Origin of the sequence: Vibrio sp. SCSIO 43155 (assembly GCF_023716605.1) — a bacterium.
Taxonomy (GTDB): Bacteria; Pseudomonadota; Gammaproteobacteria; order Enterobacterales; family Vibrionaceae; genus Vibrio; species Vibrio harveyi.
On sequence record NZ_CP071852.1, the window covers coordinates 880,613 to 898,735 of the forward strand.

Sequence of the window (18,123 nt, forward strand, 5' to 3'; positions counted from 1 at the left end):
ATGACAATTGAAATTCTGGTTCCAGATTTACCTGAATCAGTTGCTGACGCAACCGTAGCGACATGGCACAAACAACCAGGCGACGTAGTCGAGCGTGATGAAGTTCTGGTTGATATCGAAACTGATAAAGTCGTGCTTGAAGTACCTGCTCCGGAAGCGGGCGTTTTAGAAGCCATTATCGAAGAAGAAGGTGCGACAGTACTTTCTAAGCAGTTGATTGCAAAACTTAAGCCAGGTGCCGTAGCAGGCGAACCAACGACAGATTCAACAGAAGACAAAGAAGCATCTCCTGACAAGCGTCATAAAGCAACGCTGACAGAAGAGAGCAACGATGCGTTAAGCCCTGCGGTTCGTCGTCTTCTTGCTGAACACGGTCTAGAAGCAAGCCAAGTGAAAGGCTCTGGTGTTGGCGGTCGCATTACTCGCGAAGATATCGAAGCGCACCTTGCAAACGCAAAAGCAGCTCCGAAAGCAGAAGCTCCAGCAGCCGTTGAAGCGCCTGCGGCAGCTCGCAGCCAAAAACGTGTTCCAATGACGCGTCTACGTAAGACAGTGGCAAATCGTCTTCTAGAAGCGAAAAACAACACGGCAATGCTAACTACGTTTAACGAAGTGAACATGAAGCCAATCATGGACCTTCGTAAGCAGTACAAAGACCAGTTTGAAGAGCGTCACGGCACTCGTCTTGGCTTCATGTCTTTCTACGTGAAAGCAGTAACTGAAGCACTAAAACGTTACCCAGAAGTGAATGCATCTATTGATGGTGATGACATCGTTTACCACAACTACTTTGATATCAGTATGGCGGTTTCTACGCCACGCGGTCTAGTGACGCCAGTTCTAAAAGACTGTGACACGCTAGGTTTTGCTGACATCGAAAAAGGCATCAAAGAGCTAGCAATCAAAGGTCGTGACGGCAAGCTAACGGTTGATGAGTTGATGGGCGGTAACTTCACTATCACTAACGGCGGTGTATTTGGTTCATTGATGTCTACGCCAATCATTAACCCACCACAATCAGCAATCTTGGGTATGCACAAGATCCAAGAGCGTCCAATGGCGGTTGATGGCAAAGTAGAAATCTTGCCAATGATGTACCTAGCACTATCTTACGATCACCGTTTGATTGATGGTCGTGAGTCAGTGGGTTTCCTAGTAACAATTAAAGAGCTACTAGAAGATCCAGCGCGTCTGTTATTAGACGTTTAATATCGCTAAAACGTCGAGTTGTCCCTGATAGCTCGACGCCTACAGCATCCAAGGCTAGACTGGCTCAGCGTCTGGCCTTCACTTGAACTGCCCCCGATATAATCTATAAGCAGTTGATTTGAGAAGACCCTACAGACGCACCGCATGAAGTGGTGTTATGGAAATAATAAATCCCTTAAGGGATAAACAAACGGAATATCAAAATGAATTTGCATGAATACCAAGCCAAACAGCTGTTTGCAGAATTCGGTTTGCCTGTACCGGAAGGCTACGCATGTGATACGCCACAAGAAGCTTTTGAAGCAGCGGGTCGCATCACTACTGAAAAGAAAGTTGTAAAGTGTCAGGTTCACGCTGGCGGTCGCGGTAAAGCGGGCGGCGTAGAGCTACACGATACAAAAGATGGTGTAAAAGAATTCGCACAAAAATGGCTAGGTAAGAACTTGGTTACTTACCAAACAGACGCAAATGGTCAGCCTGTTACTAAAATCCTTGTAGAAGAAGCATCTAACATTGCTAACGAACTTTACCTTGGTGCGGTTGTAGACCGTGCAAGCCGTAAGATCGTATTCATGGCTTCAACTGAAGGTGGTGTGGAAATCGAAAAAGTTGCGGAAGAAACACCGGAGCTAATCCACAAAGCAGCAATCGATCCACTAGTAGGTCCTCAGGCTTACCAAGGTCGTGAGCTCGCGTTCAAACTTGGTCTTGAAGGTGACCAAATCAAACAATTCGTTAAGATCTTCATGGGTCTTGGCACTATGTTCTCTCAGTACGACCTAGCGCTACTAGAGATCAACCCACTGGTTATTACTGGCGAAGGCAACCTGTTGTGTCTTGACGGTAAGATCAACATCGACTCAAACGCGTTATACCGTCAGCCTAAGCTTCGTGAAATGCACGATCCTTCACAAGAAGATGAGCGTGAAGCGCACGCAGCTCAGTGGGAACTGAACTACGTAGCACTAGACGGCAACGTTGGCTGTATGGTTAATGGTGCAGGTCTGGCGATGGGTACAATGGACATCGTAAACCTACACGGTGGCAAGCCGGCTAACTTCCTAGACGTAGGTGGCGGTGCAACAAAAGAGCGTGTAGCGGAAGCGTTCAAGATCATCCTATCTGATGACAACGTGAAAGCAGTTCTAGTCAATATCTTCGGCGGTATCGTTCGTTGTGACATGATCGCAGAAGGCATCATTGGTGCAGTGAAAGAAGTTGGTGTAACGGTACCTGTTGTTGTTCGTCTTGAAGGTACTAACGCTGACCTAGGTCGCGAAGTTCTTGCTAATTCTGATGTTGATATCATTGCTGCTGAGTCGCTAACAGATGCTGCTCAGAAAGTTGTTGCTGCTGCGGAGGCTAAATAATGTCTGTACTAATTAACAAAGACACTAAAGTAATCTGTCAGGGCTTCACGGGTGGTCAAGGTACTTTCCACTCAGAGCAGGCAATTGCTTACGGTACACAAATGGTTGGTGGTGTATCTCCAGGTAAAGGTGGTCAAACTCACCTTGGTCTTCCTGTATTCAACACTGTACGTGAAGCAGTCGAAGTGACTGGCGCAACAGCAACAGTAATCTACGTGCCAGCGCCATTCTGTAAAGATGCAATCCTAGAAGCGATTGATGCGGGTATTGAGCTTATCGTGACCATCACGGAAGGCATCCCAACAACAGATATGATCGATGTTAAAGTGAAGCTAGAAGAAACTGGCGTTCGCATGATCGGTCCAAACTGTCCGGGTGTTATCACACCTGATGAATGTAAGATCGGTATCATGCCTGGTCATATTCACAAGAAAGGTAAAGTAGGTATCGTTTCTCGTTCAGGTACTCTAACGTACGAAGCGGTTAAGCAAACAACGGATGAAGGCTTCGGTCAATCAACGTGTGTTGGTATCGGTGGTGACCCAATTCCTGGTTCAAACTTTATCGATATCCTTAAACTTTTCCAAGAAGACCCAGAAACTGAAGCAATCGTAATGATTGGTGAAATTGGCGGTACTGCGGAAGAAGAAGCTGCTGCTTACATCAAAGAAAACGTAACGAAGCCAGTGGTTTCTTACATTGCTGGTGTAACGGCTCCTCCTGGTAAACGTATGGGTCACGCTGGTGCGATTATCTCTGGTGGCAAAGGTACTGCTGAAGACAAATTCGCAGCACTAGAAGCGGCTGGCGTTAAGACTGTGAAATCTCTAGCAGAGATTGGCAAAGGTCTACGTGAAGTGACAGGTTGGTAATCAACCAAACCATTACAAAAGCATCAAAAAAGCCTGCGATTTCGCAGGCTTTTCTTTTTCTATCAGTACATTAGGCTTTACGTCTAATCAATTGGCTAAGCATAAACAGGAATGTTGCACTAATGACAACAGAAGGACCTGCTGGCGTATCGAAGTGCCAAGATAGGCTTAACCCCATTAACACTGCAATCGAACCGATAATCGAGGCAAACAATGCCATTTGCTCTGGTGATGAGGAAACTTTACGCGCAGTGGCTGCAGGGATAATCAGTAGAGAAGTCATGATCAATGCGCCAACAAACTTCATACCTACTGCTATGACCACACCCACCATCAGCATTAATACCAAACGCACTAGATCGGTATTCACGCCCTCCACGGCGGCAAGCTCTTCGCTGACTGTGCTGGAGAGCAGTGGGCGCCAAAAGATGTACAAACACGCACTTACAGCAACAACACCAGCGTAGATGAACATCAGATCTTGTGGCGAGACCGCAAGCAAGTCACCGAATAGGTAGCTCATAAGATCTACGCGAACGTTGTCTAAGAAACTGACGGACACTAAACCAATGGACAGTGCACTGTGCGCCAAAATACCAAGCAAGGTATCTGTCGCCACAAGCTGTTGTTTTTGCAGAGTCACAAGCAGGACCGCTAACGCTAAACAGCAAACTAGTAGCGCAAGATATAGGTTCACATTGAGTAAAAAGCCCAGCGCTAACCCCATTAACGAGGCGTGAGCAAGGGTATCGCCAAAGTAAGCCATTTTTCGCCAAACCACGAATGAGCCAAGTGGACCTGCGATGAGCGCAATACCAATACCAGCCAGAATTGAAGGCAATAAAAACTCAATCATGATGATGATGTCCGTGAGAATGGTTTGAACAAGATGTAGCATCGCCAGTGACTGGTGAACCCGCTAAATCGTGGTGGTGATGCTCATGATCATGATGGTAAAAAGCCAGAGATTCTCGAGTCGCATTACCAAACAGCGCAATGTAAGAAGGGTGCTGGGTGATGGTTGCCGGTGAGCCAGAGCAGCACACATGATGATGCAAGCAAATCACATCGTCAGTTTTAGCCATCACTAAGTGCAAGTCATGAGACACCATGAACACACCGCAGTCAAATCGGTGGCGGATGCTCTCAATTAAGTCATAGAGATCGATCTGACCTTGAACATCGACCCCTTGAGCGGGTTCATCTAATACCAACAATTCTGGACGTTGTAGTAGGGCGCGTGCGAGCAATACTCGTTGGTTCTCTCCGCCAGATAGACGGTGCATGTTACTTGCGATGAGATGCTCAGCTCCAACAAGGCGTAGCGCATCGAGACATTCCTGCTTGCTATACTTGCCAGCAAGGTTCAAAAAGCGAATGACATTGAGTGGCAGTGAATCGTTGAGTTTCAGTTTCTGAGGAACATAACCAATTTTCAGTTTACGTTGCTTCGTTAACTTACCGCTGGTCGGTTTTTGGAGACCTAGAATGACTTTGACTAATGTCGATTTTCCCGCTCCGTTGGGACCAATTAGGGTGGTGATCTTGCCCTTTTCTAATTCCATAGTGATATTGTCGAGAACTCTGCGTTCGTCAAACTCGACGCACAGTTGCTCAAGACGGACTAGTGAAGACATGAATGAAACTCATTTGCAAAATAATAATGTTATAATGTAACATTATCTCACTTTCCACGCCATACCCCAAGTAAAACTATGAAAAGAGCTATTATTCTTGCTGTCTCAGCAATATTAACGTTACCTGCTCACGCGGTAACTGTGTTAACCAGTATCAAACCAATTCAAATGATCACGACCGAGCTTACTGAAGGCGTAACAGCTCCGGACGTATTGCTACAAAACAATGCATCTCCGCATGATTACGCGTTGCGCCCTTCTGATGTCCAGAAAGTAGCAGCAGCGGATCTGGTGATTTGGTATGGGCATGACCTCGAACCATTCCTTGAAAAAGTGGTGACAGATAGAGGGAACACACTGACACTAAGCCAAATTCCAGGTTTGTCGCTGCGAGAGTTTGGTAGCGAGCATTCTCATGATCACGATGGTCATGACCATGGTACACATGATCCTCATTTTTGGTTGGGTGTTGAAACAGTACAACAGGTCGCTAATGCAATTGCACACAAGTTAGCGGAAGTTGATCCAGTACATGCCGATACGTACGCCAACAACCTGAAGAAATTTGAAGTAAAGTTGAACGCGACTGATTCTGAGATTAAACAGCAGCTTGCTCCAGTCAAAGATAAAGGTTACTTCGTATTCCATGATGCTTATGGGTATTTTGAAGAGCGTTATGGTTTGAATCAAATGGGTCACTTCACCGTTTCACCGGACCGTAAACCTGGTGCAAAAACACTGATTCGTATCCGTAAAACGTTGGGAACCGGTGATGTAGCGTGCGTGTTCTCTGAACCTCAGTTTACTCCGGCGGTTATTGAGAGTGTGATGCGCGGCAGTGACGTTCGTTCAGGTGTTCTTGATCCGCTGGGTAGTGAGGTTGAGGTGAAATCTGGAAGTTACTTCGAATTTCTTAAAGGAATGTCCAACAGCTTTAGTCAATGTTTGAGCGAAAAGTAACAATTGTGTTGTGCTTCTCTACACGGAATACGTTTTTAACGTGATCTGGCAGTAAGAATTACAAACCTTAAGCGCAGTGAGTCTTTTCTATCAAAGGATTTGAGATATCATTATCAATAATTAGCGGCTCAAAATAACCATATAGACACTTAGCTATGGAAGGCATGAGTGAACCATGAGTCGCATGTATTGATACATGTAAGGATTTTATCTTGCTGCGCCAATTAGCCCTCTTTTTCTGGGCTTTTATCCTCTCATTTCAAGCGTTTGCTTCAAGTGAAGCGAATGCGATCTTTTACCCTTTGCCAAATCAGGTTAAGGGGACTTTTATTGCGGCAAAAAAATTGTTCCCGGGTGAGCATGGTGGGCTTTGGATTCACGATGTCCACGGACGGGTGCTGTTTTATGATGGGCAAACCACTTTGCCAAAATCAGGCAGTTTTCTACGAGCGAAAGTAGAACAACTGGCATACCACAAAGGCTCATTCTGGACGTTTATCGAAAACGAGGTATATCAGACTTACCCTAACCAAGAACGTCGCTTGGTCTTTAGTCTCAATCCTGGTTCTCAAATTCGTAAGATTGGCTCATCTGGCAATTTTATCTGGGTTAGTGACGGCGCGCATTTCTATACCTACAATATTGAAACCAGTGAACTTAACTCCTTCTCTTTACTGCAACTCTATCAGCATAGTAACAACAGTTACGTCTATATTAATGACGCCATTTTCGTCGAAACGAAGTGGGCGTTAGCGACGACATCAGGTGTATATCTATCAGAGGGGAGCAAGTTCAACCATGTTGTTTCGTCGGGTAAACACTACATAGAAAAAGTGTATTACTCACATACTCGTCGAGAGATTCTGGTCGGAACGCTAAAAGGCGCGCTGATTTTTAATATCTCCGAACCAGATAAACCTGTCATTCGAATTGGTACATCTCACGTTCTTACATTTGCAGAAACCAACCAAGAGTATTGGGTCGGAACGGAGCAAGGGCTTTATTTGTATTCGTTCTTAAGCGGAGATGTAACTCAAGTCACCCCGGCAAGCTTCCTTGAGCTGGAATTAGCGACCACTAAGATCTACTCGTTATTGAACGACAACATGGGCGGTATGTGGATTGCTACCAACCAAGGTATTCGTTATTACTCATTATTTAGTAAAAAATTCGAGCGAACAACGTTCAGTAGTTACGATCAATTGACACTTTCTGGGCGAATCCGCCAAACGTTGACGGGACCTGATGGTGCGCTTTGGTTTGCTGATGATCATAAGCTTTATCGCTCAGGACCCAAGGCAATTAGTGAGGTTTTAGATTTATCTTCTCAGATTAATGAGTTCGCTTTTCAAGGTGATAAGTTATGGATAGCGACAGCAAATGGCCTTGAAATATTCGATCTTGAGAACTTAACCCCAATGACCTTCCCGTATTTGCAAGTCATTGCAGGACGAGCCGTTGATCATATTGTGGCTGACGGGGCGAGCCGATTGTGGGTATCAAGTGGTTATCAACTGTTTAATATCGACGCTGAAAAGCAAGAAATGCGTAACTTTGGCAGTGACTGGTTAGTGAGTCAGTATCTACCTGCCAAAATTACTCGTTTGTATGACAAAGAAGAGTTGCTGCTGATTGGTACCGATCACGGTGTCTATGAGTATGATGGAGAGCGGATTCGTTTTAACCGTTTCTCTGAAAAGTACGGAGAGTCGCTTGATATCATTACTGCCAATGATGGCTCCCAGTGGTTTGCATCTGCTTACGGTGTTTTTCGAACCATCCCGGGTCGTAACGAAAAGCAGGTGATGGAAATGAGTGTTTCAAACTCTCGGCCCACTTGTTTACTGAGTGATTCTGAAGGGGTTTGGCTCGCTTCATCGGTAGGGTTAAGCTATTACCATCTCTCCGGTCAGTTGATGAAGCACTATTCCTCTTCTTCAGGCTTAATTAATAATGAATTTCTTCCAGGCGTTTGTAATCTGATTCGACGTTCAGAGGATAGTGACCGCCAACTTATCTTTGGATCTCAATACGGTTTAGTGAAAGCTGATTCATCAAAACTGCTAGTGTCTAATACGCCAGAGTCCAAACTTATTGTTAGCCAAGTCATGTTGGAAAATGATGTTGTTCAAGTAGGAAGCTCTAACTTAGAAGATATGAAGTTGCCTTATGGGTCTTCATTGAGTTTCTTGTTTGGTGTGATGCCAAAACCAGATAACCAAAACCTCTACTATCGCTTGAATGAGAGTGAACAATGGCAATCTTTGGAAGGTGGACAGTTAACACTAGAGCACTTAAATTCCGGAGATTATCACCTTCAAGTAAGTAATGACTCACAGCTCGCCTCTGGTTTGATTGGACTTGAATCTAAGTTTACGGTACTCAAGCCTTGGTATTTGTCAAAGTTGGCAATATCTGGATTTACGTTAATTACGATCGCAACGTTAGCACTCCTGATGTACTGGCGTTCGCGATTTGTATTGCAAGCGAACCGTGATCTAGCGGCGCAGGTGACATTAAAAACCAATCAGTTACGTCATCAAAGTCGAGTTCTATTGACGAGCAATCAACAGCTTAGAAAGCAAATTCAAGTGAGAAACTTGCTGGTGGACCATGTTGCACAATCAATTAAATCTAGTGTGGATTCGATTGCCCATAAGCTTCCACTGGATTTAGATTCAGTAACTCAAGATCACCTTTCTAAAACCTATTGGCAATTGAACGAGCTTAAGAGCTCACCAGAAGATACCAGCAATGGTAGTCAAAACTATAACTTAAGCCAGATTACCCAGTCCGTCGTTGATGTGTGGCGAGAGGACTTCACTAAAGCTGGCATTAGTGTTGAGTTAGAAGATGACAACAAAGCGAGCCGTATTTCACTCGAAAGCTTTAATCTTGATGTCATTTTTAACAGCATCTTCGCCAATATTATTAAACGCTCTTTTAGAGGGCAGTCGGTTAAGCTGGTATTGGAGGAGGGGAATGACATTGTCTCGTTAAGTTTTATCGATCATGGTACCCAGTTACCGAGTAAGGCTTCGACGATGCGACCATCAAACAGCAGCAATGTTGATTTAAGTATGGATAATTTGCCTCAATTGGTGGCGGTCAGCGGTGGTCATTTATCTATGTTTGCGTCGGATGCTCAAAATAAAATTGAAATCACGTGGCCATGTGCTCAAGAACCGAGTCATGTCGAAGAGGTCTTGCCGGAGTTTGCAGAAGTAGAGAAACCACAGCAAGATACATCGCCGGAACAAGAATGGTTGATGAAAGTGTATCAACTTGTCGCAGAACATTATCACGACCCAGAATTTGGTACAGCGTCTGCAGCGAAGATGCTCTACATGTCAGAAAGAAGCCTACAACGACGATTTAAATCTGCTTCTTCACGAACATTGAAAGACTACTTAACGGAAGTTAGGTTGGAAACCGCATGTGAACAATTGCTCGCTGGTGAGAAGATCAGTGAAGTTGCCTTTAACTGCGGCTTTAATGACCCGTCGTACTTTAGCCAGAAGTTTAAGCTACATTTCGGGCTGCCACCTTCTAAGTTCGCAATGACTCAAGAGAGCCAAACAAGCCTCTAGCTCTTAATTCGACATTACCGAGCCCAGCCTTAGCGTTGGGCTTTTTTACGTCTGTAAGGTAAACGGTATCGTAAAGAGCTCAATATAGATTCTGGACACAAGGGAATGACATTTAGTCTGGCGTGATGCGTGATGCGTGATGCGTGATGCGTGATGCGTGATAAAGGGCTCGAGCTATATAACGCAGAGTACGTGCAGCACAATGGCGATATAGTGTTGATAGATAATGAGAATAACAGGGATTTGTTCGAGTAAAACGTTTAGGAATTATTGGGACTTAATTGAGAAGCGAATGAAGAAAGAGAAGAAAAAAATATCGTGGTATAGCCGGGGGGACTATACCACGGGTGTCAATGACACCTTCGCTTGCTGCCGGAGTGACATGTTGCCATGCCACCTCTGGAATTCTTTTGAGAGGCTGTTGTCTCTCGATGGGTTAACTATACGAGACCTTACTTATTTTTCTTATAAAAATAACGACAGCTTTATGTGAGAAAAGCGACAAGTTGCCTTTTTCTATTTAAGGTGCTGAATTTATTGGTTTTTTAATTTTTCGAAACTGCAAATGTTACGCTTGTGTTAATTTGCATTTGTCTGAAAATATTCAATTTTGACGAAAATGACGTGAAATTAATTAACGGAGTTGACGTTAGATTTCGCCAAAAGCATTAATGAAATCTTTGATTTCACACAATGAATGAGAGGGTATAGAAGAGTAACATTAGCGCCCTATACTATTAATAATAATATTTATCATTTGCACTACTCTTAAGGGCCACTATGAAGCTATCAGAAATCAAACCTGGCGAAACAGTGACAATTCGGTTGTTAGAAGGACTTACGTCGGACGTCAGAAAAAAGCTAATGGTAATGGGACTACTTCCTAATACTGAGGTTAAAGTTATTCGACGCGCACCAATGGGAGACCCACTGCAAGTTGAAGTTCGTGGTGTTTCTGTTGCATTACGAGAGACTATTGCGCAAAACATCGAAGTGGAGCGAGCATAATGCAATACCAAATTCTTACTGTTGGTAACCCAAACAGCGGTAAAACCACACTTTTTAATGGCCTGACTGGTGCAAAACAACAAGTTGGTAACTGGGCTGGTGTAACGGTTGAAAAGAAAACTGGTCAGTTCAAACATGCTGGTGATGAATTTCTTCTGACGGACCTTCCGGGTATCTACTCCCTCGACAGTGGCAATGACAGTAATAGTATCGACGAATCTATCGCGTCGCGTGCGGTTTTGACGCACCCTGCTGATCTGATTATCAACGTAGTAGACGCAACGAGTCTTGAGCGCAGCTTATACATGACGCTACAACTGCGTGAACTTGGTCGTCCTATGATTGTTGTATTAAACAAAATGGACGCACTGAAGCGTGAACGCCAAGTCATCAATGTTGCAGAACTAGAAAAAACCTTGGGTTGTCCAGTCGTTAGCCTATCAGCGACAAATAAAGCACAAGTTGCAGAATTTAAAGAGAAGTTGCACAAGTCAGTGGTTCAAGGTGTTGCACTAAAAGACATCGCTTTGAATTACGGCGAACAAATGGAAGCGGCGATCAACAACGTTTCGGCTCTTTTCAATGATCAAACCGTTTCTAACCGTGCTCTAGCAATTCGTGCACTGGAAAAAGATGCACTGGTCCTTAACAGCATGTCGGATGCAGACCGCAATAGTGTTGAAAATACGATTGCCGAGCTTGAGCTTGATGTTGACTTACATGTTGCAGATACAAAATACACACACCTTCATGAAGAGTGTAAGAAAGTACGTCGCAGTGAGGGCAAGCTAAGTCGCAGTGTGACTGAAAAGCTAGACCAATTTATCTTGAACAAGTGGGTGGGCATTCCATTCTTCTTCATTGTTATGTACCTAATGTTCATGTTCTCTATCAACATTGGTAGTGCGTTCATCGACTTCTTTGATATCGGTGTCGGTGCTCTGTTGGTTGATGGTGGACACCACTTGTTAGACGGTCATTTGCCTGTGTGGTTAGTGACGGTGCTTGCTGATGGTATTGGTGGTGGTATCCAAACGGTTGCAACCTTTATTCCAGTTATCGCGTGTTTGTACTTGTTCTTAGCGGTACTAGAAAGCTCAGGCTACATGGCTCGTGCCGCATTCGTACTAGATAAAGTGATGCAGAAGATTGGTTTACCAGGCAAAGCATTCGTACCGCTTGTTCTTGGTTTTGGCTGTAACGTACCGTCAATCATGGCAACCCGTACTCTAGATCAAGAGCGTGAGCGTAAACTAGCTGCATCTATGGCGCCATTTATGTCATGTGGTGCTCGTCTACCAGTATACGCACTATTCGCTGCGGCATTCTTCCCAGGTTCTGGTCAGAACATTGTATTCGCACTTTACCTACTTGGTATTGTGGCAGCGATCTTCACGGGGCTTTTCCTTAAGCACACGCTTTACCCAGGTAGCAGTGACAGCCTAGTAATGGAAATGCCTGACTATGAGCTTCCAACGTTACAAAACGTGGTGATCAAAACTTGGCAAAAGCTAAAGCGCTTCGTTCTTGGTGCAGGTAAAACCATCGTTATCGTTGTTGCTATTCTGAGTTTCTTCAACTCATTGGGTACTGATGGCAGCTTTGGTAACGAAGACAGCGAAAACTCTGTGCTTTCTAAAGCAGCGCAAGTTGTGACTCCAGTATTCGCGCCAATCGGTGTTCAAGAAGACAACTGGCCGGCGACGGTAGGTATCATTACCGGTATCTTCGCAAAAGAGGCGGTAGTTGGTACGCTTAACAGCCTATACACTACACCAAGCGATGGTGAAGACGCAGAATTTGACCTAATGGGCAGCCTAGAAGAGGCAGTAATGAGTATCCCTGAAAACCTAGCAGGTTTGAGCTACTCAGATCCACTAGGCATTGAAGTGGGTGACTTAACTGACTCAAATGCAGTTGCAGAAGAACAAGAAGTCGATGCTTCTATCTTCGGTAACATCAAATCGCAGTTTGCTTCTGGCAATGCCGCATTTGCTTACCTAATCTTTATCCTACTGTACACACCTTGTGTGGCGGCGATGGGTGCTTACGTACGTGAGTTTGGTCATAAGTTCGCACGCTTTATCGCGGTTTGGACAATGGGCTTAGCTTACCTATGTGCGACGTTCTACAACCAATTGACGCATTTCGCAGATAGCCCAGTGACAAGTGGTATTTGGATGGCTGTGATCGTTGCTATCTTCTTTGGTACCTACCGCGTGTTCAAACAAGTTGGTAAGAAACAAAACGGTGCATTAGAGGCGCAAGTAGCATGATTTTAAAAGAGCTTTATCAATACATTGCAGACAAAGGAACCGTCTCCCAGTCAGATCTGGCTAAACAGTTTGGGATGAGTGAAGATGGCGCCGACGCGATGTTAAACGTGTGGATTAAGAAGGGCAAAATTAGCCGCCTAGTCGACACTAATAAAGCTCATGATGTGACTCGTGTTCGCTACTCAGTGACTAAACAAGATGGTTTGTCTTTGACAGTCACCATGTAGCGATTGTCAAAATTAGTCACCTAAAAAGTTATTACGTAAAAACGACAAAGCCGCATCAGCAATGATGCGGCTTTTCTTTTGCTGGTTATTGTTTGTGAATACAGCGAAATTAATGCTCTTCAGAGTGTTTAGTCACGCCTAACCCTAGGAACTTCAAACCAAGACTTAAAACTAAAATCGAAATAGGTAATGTTAAGATCGTCCAATCTAAGCTGTCGAAGTTAATCAGCACGAGCTCTAAGAACTTCACAAACAAGATCACGATGATGACTTCAGCCAAAATGTTTTTTAGGTGGCCGATGTTTGGGGTTCTGATCCAATGCAAAACCGACGGTTCTTGTGTTTTCGCTTTAGCTTTGTTGGAAATAAACAGTGTGTAGATGCCGTGAGCAAAGATGAACAAAACTAGTGCGACAAGAAACGTATCCAGTGATTTGATCAAATATGCGATCGCGATGTCTGCTTTATCTAAATGTGCGAGTGCTTCTGGAGGTGTTTGATTGAGAATGAAGACCGCAAATGCCGAATAGGTTTTTGCTGCGCCCATAACAAAAAGCAAGAATGAAGCAGCCATAGAACAGATGATGGCGATCCAGCTGACGTATCGGAATGTGTTGAAGACTTGTTTCATGATGACCCTCTCTAACTGAGTTGGCAGTCTACACAAGTTTTATTTTAGTGATAATCCTAGAAAAATGAGAAAGATTGTTACAAATACGTATTAATCTTTCTCTGTCTGTTTCAGCCGTATTCAAAGGCGAATTATTTTCGCTGGCAGCGGCTATGCTTTTTGGAAAATAGAGCTCAGTGATAGCACGTTTTTAATACGACCAAGCAATTCGTTTTGCTCTTCTTCTGTACGGAATTCACCTTTGGTGTTGCCCCAAACTGGTCCCGGCCATGCTACGTCATCTTTGAAGCGAGCAATATGGTGAATGTGTAGCTGAGGTACCATGTTACCTAGTGCGCCTAGGTTTAACTTGTCTGGACGGAATGTTGCTTCTAGTGCTTGGCTTACTGCCTGAGACTCTAGCAAAAACTGTTGCTGTTCTTTCATTGGCAAGTGGTGAAGCTCTTTTAGGTTTGCACGTTTTGGTACCAAGATAACCCATGGCACGGCATTGTCTTTATGCAGAAGCGCCACACACAGTGGGAAGTGACCGATAACGGTAGTGTCTTTTGCCAATTGAGGGTGCAGTTCAAAACTCATTATATTATCCGATTTGAATTGAATGACATCAGTATACGCCAGATAAAACAAAAGGTTGACGCTTTCACGCCAACCTTTCGAAATCATCTCGATTCTCGATTCTCGATTCTCGATTCTCGATTCTCGATTCTCGATTCTCGATTCTCGATTCTCGATTCGCTTACATACGCTCTAGAGTATCAATACCTAGTAGAGATAGACCTTGCTTGATGGTCTTCGCTGTTAGGGCTGCCAGTTTCAGACGGCTTTGTTTCACTGCTTCGTCTTCAGCAACCAGGATAGGGCATGCTTCGTAGAAGCTAGAGAACTGACCTGCTAGTTCGAATAGGTAGCTACACATGATGTGTGGCTGACCTTCGCGAGCAACAGATTGAACCGCTTCTTCGAACTGCATAAGTTTTGCGATAAGCGCTTTTTCTTTCTCGTCAGTGATCTTAATTTCACCTTGTAGATCATCCATAGAGACGCCTGCTTTAGCGAATACAGATGCTACGCGAGTGTAAGCGTATTGCATGTACGGTGCAGTGTTACCTTCGAACGCTAGCATGTTGTCCCAATCGAACACGTAGTCCGTGGTGCGGTGCTTAGAAAGGTCTGCGTATTTAACCGCTGCCATTGCAACTGTGTTCGCGATCGCTTTCTTCTCGTCTTCTGCTAGTTCTGGGTTCTTAGATTCGATCAGTTGTGCTGCACGAACTTCTGCTTCATCTAGAAGATCAGCAAGACGAACTGTACCACCTGCACGAGTCTTGAATGGCTTACCATCTTTACCTAGCATCATACCGAACGCGTGGTGCTCAAGAGATACTGACTCTGGCACGTAACCCGCTTTACGAACGATAGTCCAAGCTTGCATTAGGTGTTGGTGCTGACGAGAGTCGATGAAGTAAAGTACGCGGTCTGCGCCTAGTTCTTCGTAACGGTATTTCGCACATGCGATGTCCGTCGTTGTGTATAGGAAGCCGCCGTCGCGTTTCTGAACGATAACGCCCATCGCTTCGCCGTCTTTGTTCTTGAATTCTTCAAGGAACACAACTTGCGCGCCGTCATCTTCAACCGCAAGACCTTGTGCTTTAAGGTCTGCTACGATCTTAGGTAGCATGTCGTTGTACATGCTCTCGCCCATTACGTCATCACGAGATAGAGATACGTTTAGACGATCGTAGTTACGCTGGTTTTGGATCATGGTTACGTCAACCAGCTTCTTCCACATTTCTGCGCAGAACTCGTCGCCGCTTTGCAGTTTCACAACGTAGTTACGTGCTTTCACTGCGAATTCTTCGTCTTCGTCGTATAGTTTCTTCGACTCACGGTAGAAGCCTTCAAGGTCAGCCAGCTCCATAGAAACTTCGCCAGACTCTTGTTGTACACGCTCAAGGTTTGCGATAAGCATACCGAACTGAGTACCCCAGTCACCGATGTGGTTCGCACGGATCACTTTGTGACCTAGGAACTCAAGAGTACGTACTACTGCATCACCGATGATGGTTGAACGTAGGTGACCAACGTGCATTTCTTTAGCAACGTTTGGTGCAGAGTAGTCAGCAACGATAGTTTGAGCTTCGTCTGCTGCAACGCCAAGACGTGAATCAGCCAGTGCTGCTTCCGCTTGTTTTGCTAGGAACTCTTCGCTTAGGAAAATGTTGATGAAACCAGGACCAGCGATTTCTGTTTTGCTCGCAATACCATCTAGGTCTAGAACATCCAGTACTTTCTGTGCAAATTCTCGTGGGTTAGTACCCAGTTTTTTAGCAACGCCCATTACGCCGTTTGCTTGGTAGTCACCAAATTGTGGCTTTGCTGATTGGCGTACTGCCGCAGGACTGCCTGCAGGTGCGCCAGCGGCTTCTAGAGCCTGAGATACTTTGTCATTAATAAGTGCTTGGATATTCACACGCGTTTCCTTCAATTCAAGGACGAAGAACTCGGCGAAGTAAGTGCCGAGTTCTGTTGGAGTTCACAAAAATGGGGCTAATGATAACAACTTTATTGCTTTTCATACAGAGAGGAATTGGGGAAATTTATACTTTTTCGATTGAATGGAAATGTGGCTTGGTTTGCGTTTACTATTGCGCTCAGAGTAATGAGATAAATCGCCCCATGAGAGAGCCACAATGACGACTCAACTAGTTGAAAAACGCCTAGCGCCTGAATTGATGATCCAAGATCTGGATGCATTTATGGCGAAGATTGAAGAGCTTGCATCCTTGTTAAAACTGGATCTGAGCTTTGCTCAAGCTGACCATATTGCGCTGCGTATTAATGATACTGAAACAGCGAAAGCCGCGCATGAAGCATGGAATCAATACGGTAAGGTGATTTCACAAGCGAAAATTAACGGTCGCCCAATTATTGTTATCGAATTCGACAAAGCGTTGGAAAGCCGTGGTTGGAAGATTGAGTGTCTGGAGCTGCCATACCCTGCGGAAGGCAAAATCTACCCAAGCGAAAGTTGGGAGCATGTGGAGTTCGTGATTCCATCTCACGCCGATACCGCAGATGAGTTTCTTGCTGATTTGAAACACACTTACCCAACGTTTGGCGCGCGTTTTGACGAGTTGGAAGAGCTGGGTGTGAAGATCAAACTGTCGAGCCCGAAAGGGGAAGGCGAACGCTTGAACAACCCAACTGTGGCGTTTAAGTATCAAGGCATTTGTATCAAGCTGCACCCGCATTCACTTAAGCGTATTGTGGAATCTGAGCAGGCTGAATAAGTTGGCTCTGAATAACTATAAAAAAGAAAGGGTTGCCAAATGAGCAACCCTTTCTTTTTTCAAATGCGGTGAACTTAAAGGATAACCGTCTTATTGCCGTAAACAAAAACGTGGTCATTGATCACTTTATTCAAAGCTTTACTCAATACGTTCTTCTCTACATCACGACCTGCTTGCGCCATATCTTGTGCGCTGAACGTGTGATCCACTGGAATAACGTCCTGCTTGATGATTGGACCTTCATCCAAGTCATTTGTCACGAAGTGCGCTGTTGCACCGATGATCTTCACACCGCGGTCATAAGCTTGTTGGTATGGCTTAGCACCGATAAACGCGGGTAAGAAGCTGTGGTGGATGTTGATGATCTTGTGACGGTATTTCTCTACGAAAGTCGGAGTGAGAACTCGCATGTACTTCGCAAGTACAAGGTAATCGGCATCGTATTGATCAATCACTTCAAGCATCTTCTGTTCGTGCTCTTCACGGCTAAGATCTTCGTGAGTAACGTGATGGTAGGGAATATCAAAACGCTCAGTGAGTGTTTGCAGTTTGTCGTAGTTACCAACAACCGCAGCAATTTCAACATCTAAGCTGCCATCGTAAGTCTTCATCAGAATATCACCCAGACAGTGTGCTTCTTTAGTTACTAGGATAACGATGCGTTTGCGGCGAGAGCTAATGAGTTTGCGTTTTGCACCTTGTGGCAGTGCTTGGTCTAAATCGGCGAGTAGCGTTTGATCGTTGAAGTAACCCTCCAACTCGGTTCTCATGAAAAAGTGTCCACTGGTGTTATCAACAAACTCGTTATTATGAACGATATTCAGCTGATGCTTATAACAGATATTGGTGATTTTTGAGATCAAACCCGGTGCGTCAGAACAATGGGTTAACAGTGTTTTCTTTTCCATAAATCAGATACTTCCATGCATTATTTTTCTAGCGTACGAATAAAAGGGTCACGTCAGAAGCGTGAATCGTACTGCAATCTGACTTCATAAATAATCTATTCTCGGCGCGGTTTCAACAAATTATCCGCGCGATGCTAAAACC

Annotated in this window: 15 protein-coding genes; 9 read left to right on the forward strand and 6 right to left on the reverse strand. The window is 44.6% G+C overall.

Annotated elements, in window-relative coordinates; genetic code table 11:
* The 3 genes from odhB to sucD all read left to right on the forward strand — a co-directional run bounded on the left by odhB (position 1) and on the right by sucD (position 3,451).
* Positions 1-1,209, forward strand: coding sequence for a 2-oxoglutarate dehydrogenase complex dihydrolipoyllysine-residue succinyltransferase (odhB, locus tag J4N44_RS04135; protein WP_005426699.1), 1,209 nt, complete (start codon positions 1-3; stop codon positions 1,207-1,209).
* A gap of 203 nt (positions 1,210-1,412) precedes the next feature.
* Positions 1,413-2,579 (forward strand): ADP-forming succinate--CoA ligase subunit beta, encoded by a 1,167-nt coding sequence (sucC, locus tag J4N44_RS04140; protein ID WP_005446426.1) that lies wholly within the window; start codon positions 1,413-1,415, stop codon positions 2,577-2,579.
* Positions 2,579-3,451, forward strand: a complete 873-nt coding sequence (sucD, locus tag J4N44_RS04145) for a succinate--CoA ligase subunit alpha (RefSeq protein ID WP_005436989.1) — start codon at positions 2,579-2,581, stop codon at positions 3,449-3,451. The genes sucC and sucD overlap by 1 nt, the downstream gene beginning before the upstream one ends.
* A gap of 70 nt (positions 3,452-3,521) precedes the next feature.
* Here the strand turns inward: sucD and znuB are convergent, their stop codons facing one another.
* Positions 3,522-4,307 (reverse strand): zinc ABC transporter permease subunit ZnuB, encoded by a 786-nt coding sequence (gene znuB, locus J4N44_RS04150; protein ID WP_009698582.1) that lies wholly within the window; start codon positions 4,305-4,307, stop codon positions 3,522-3,524.
* The gene (gene znuC, locus J4N44_RS04155; RefSeq protein WP_009698581.1) at positions 4,300-5,088 is read right to left on the reverse strand and encodes a zinc ABC transporter ATP-binding protein ZnuC; all 789 of its coding nucleotides are present in this window, start codon (positions 5,086-5,088) and stop codon (positions 4,300-4,302) included. Before znuC ends, znuB begins: the two co-directional genes overlap by 8 nt.
* 78 nt (positions 5,089-5,166) lie before the next feature.
* On the opposite strand from znuC, the gene znuA reads away from it, so the two are divergent.
* From znuA to J4N44_RS04180, 5 genes are all read left to right on the forward strand, one after another.
* On the forward strand, positions 5,167-6,048 hold the full coding sequence (znuA, locus tag J4N44_RS04160; RefSeq protein WP_017188397.1) for a zinc ABC transporter substrate-binding protein ZnuA: 882 nt from the start codon (positions 5,167-5,169) through the stop codon (positions 6,046-6,048).
* A 212-nt stretch (positions 6,049-6,260) separates the two neighbouring features.
* Positions 6,261-9,638, forward strand: a complete 3,378-nt coding sequence (locus tag J4N44_RS04165) for an AraC family transcriptional regulator (RefSeq protein ID WP_252044866.1) — start codon at positions 6,261-6,263, stop codon at positions 9,636-9,638.
* A gap of 780 nt (positions 9,639-10,418) precedes the next feature.
* Positions 10,419-10,646, forward strand: a complete 228-nt coding sequence (locus J4N44_RS04170) for a FeoA family protein (RefSeq protein ID WP_005426705.1) — start codon at positions 10,419-10,421, stop codon at positions 10,644-10,646.
* Complete coding sequence (feoB, locus tag J4N44_RS04175) at positions 10,646-12,922, forward strand: Fe(2+) transporter permease subunit FeoB (protein WP_005446432.1); 2,277 nt, start codon at positions 10,646-10,648, stop codon at positions 12,920-12,922. The genes J4N44_RS04170 and feoB overlap by 1 nt, the downstream gene beginning before the upstream one ends.
* Positions 12,919-13,149, forward strand: coding sequence for a FeoC-like transcriptional regulator (locus J4N44_RS04180; RefSeq protein WP_005382192.1), 231 nt, complete (start codon positions 12,919-12,921; stop codon positions 13,147-13,149). The genes feoB and J4N44_RS04180 overlap by 4 nt, the downstream gene beginning before the upstream one ends.
* 109 nt (positions 13,150-13,258) lie before the next feature.
* On the opposite strand, the gene J4N44_RS04185 is transcribed toward J4N44_RS04180, so the two are convergent.
* The 3 genes from J4N44_RS04185 to argS all read right to left on the reverse strand — a co-directional run bounded on the left by J4N44_RS04185 (position 13,259) and on the right by argS (position 16,253).
* The gene (locus J4N44_RS04185; RefSeq protein WP_017818955.1) at positions 13,259-13,780 is read right to left on the reverse strand and encodes a YqhA family protein; all 522 of its coding nucleotides are present in this window, start codon (positions 13,778-13,780) and stop codon (positions 13,259-13,261) included.
* A gap of 150 nt (positions 13,781-13,930) precedes the next feature.
* A complete protein-coding gene (locus J4N44_RS04190) occupies positions 13,931-14,359 on the reverse strand; it encodes an HIT family protein (protein ID WP_005446436.1) in 429 nt (142 codons plus the stop codon).
* Positions 14,360-14,519: 160 nt separating this feature from the next.
* Entirely contained in the window at positions 14,520-16,253 is a 1,734-nt protein-coding gene (gene argS, locus J4N44_RS04195) for an arginine--tRNA ligase (protein WP_005446437.1), read from the reverse strand.
* Positions 16,254-16,473: 220 nt separating this feature from the next.
* Between argS and J4N44_RS04200 the strand changes: the two genes are divergently transcribed.
* Entirely contained in the window at positions 16,474-17,073 is a 600-nt protein-coding gene (locus J4N44_RS04200) for a VOC family protein (RefSeq protein ID WP_252044867.1), read from the forward strand.
* 74 nt (positions 17,074-17,147) lie between these two features.
* Here J4N44_RS04200 and purU read toward each other — a convergent pair whose 3' ends face one another.
* Positions 17,148-17,981 (reverse strand): formyltetrahydrofolate deformylase, encoded by an 834-nt coding sequence (purU, locus tag J4N44_RS04205; protein ID WP_005428723.1) that lies wholly within the window; start codon positions 17,979-17,981, stop codon positions 17,148-17,150.
* Between the last annotated feature and the right edge of the window lie 142 nt (positions 17,982-18,123).

Excerpts from the sequence above, each read along its gene's own strand:
- purU (WP_005428723.1), bottom strand. The coding sequence starts at position 17,981 with ATGGAAAAGAAAACACTGTTAACCCATTGTTCTGACGCACCGGGTTTG.
- J4N44_RS04200 (WP_252044867.1), top strand. The coding sequence starts at position 16,474 with ATGACGACTCAACTAGTTGAAAAACGCCTAGCGCCTGAATTGATGATC.
- znuA (WP_017188397.1), top strand. The coding sequence starts at position 5,167 with ATGAAAAGAGCTATTATTCTTGCTGTCTCAGCAATATTAACGTTACCT.
- J4N44_RS04180 (WP_005382192.1), top strand. The coding sequence starts at position 12,919 with ATGATTTTAAAAGAGCTTTATCAATACATTGCAGACAAAGGAACCGTC.
- odhB (WP_005426699.1), top strand. The coding sequence starts at position 1 with ATGACAATTGAAATTCTGGTTCCAGATTTACCTGAATCAGTTGCTGAC.
- J4N44_RS04185 (WP_017818955.1), bottom strand. The coding sequence starts at position 13,780 with ATGAAACAAGTCTTCAACACATTCCGATACGTCAGCTGGATCGCCATC.
- J4N44_RS04190 (WP_005446436.1), bottom strand. The coding sequence starts at position 14,359 with ATGAGTTTTGAACTGCACCCTCAATTGGCAAAAGACACTACCGTTATC.
- znuC (WP_009698581.1), bottom strand. The coding sequence starts at position 5,088 with ATGTCTTCACTAGTCCGTCTTGAGCAACTGTGCGTCGAGTTTGACGAA.
- feoB (WP_005446432.1), top strand. The coding sequence starts at position 10,646 with ATGCAATACCAAATTCTTACTGTTGGTAACCCAAACAGCGGTAAAACC.
- znuB (WP_009698582.1), bottom strand. The coding sequence starts at position 4,307 with ATGATTGAGTTTTTATTGCCTTCAATTCTGGCTGGTATTGGTATTGCG.
- J4N44_RS04170 (WP_005426705.1), top strand. The coding sequence starts at position 10,419 with ATGAAGCTATCAGAAATCAAACCTGGCGAAACAGTGACAATTCGGTTG.
- sucC (WP_005446426.1), top strand. The coding sequence starts at position 1,413 with ATGAATTTGCATGAATACCAAGCCAAACAGCTGTTTGCAGAATTCGGT.
- sucD (WP_005436989.1), top strand. The coding sequence starts at position 2,579 with ATGTCTGTACTAATTAACAAAGACACTAAAGTAATCTGTCAGGGCTTC.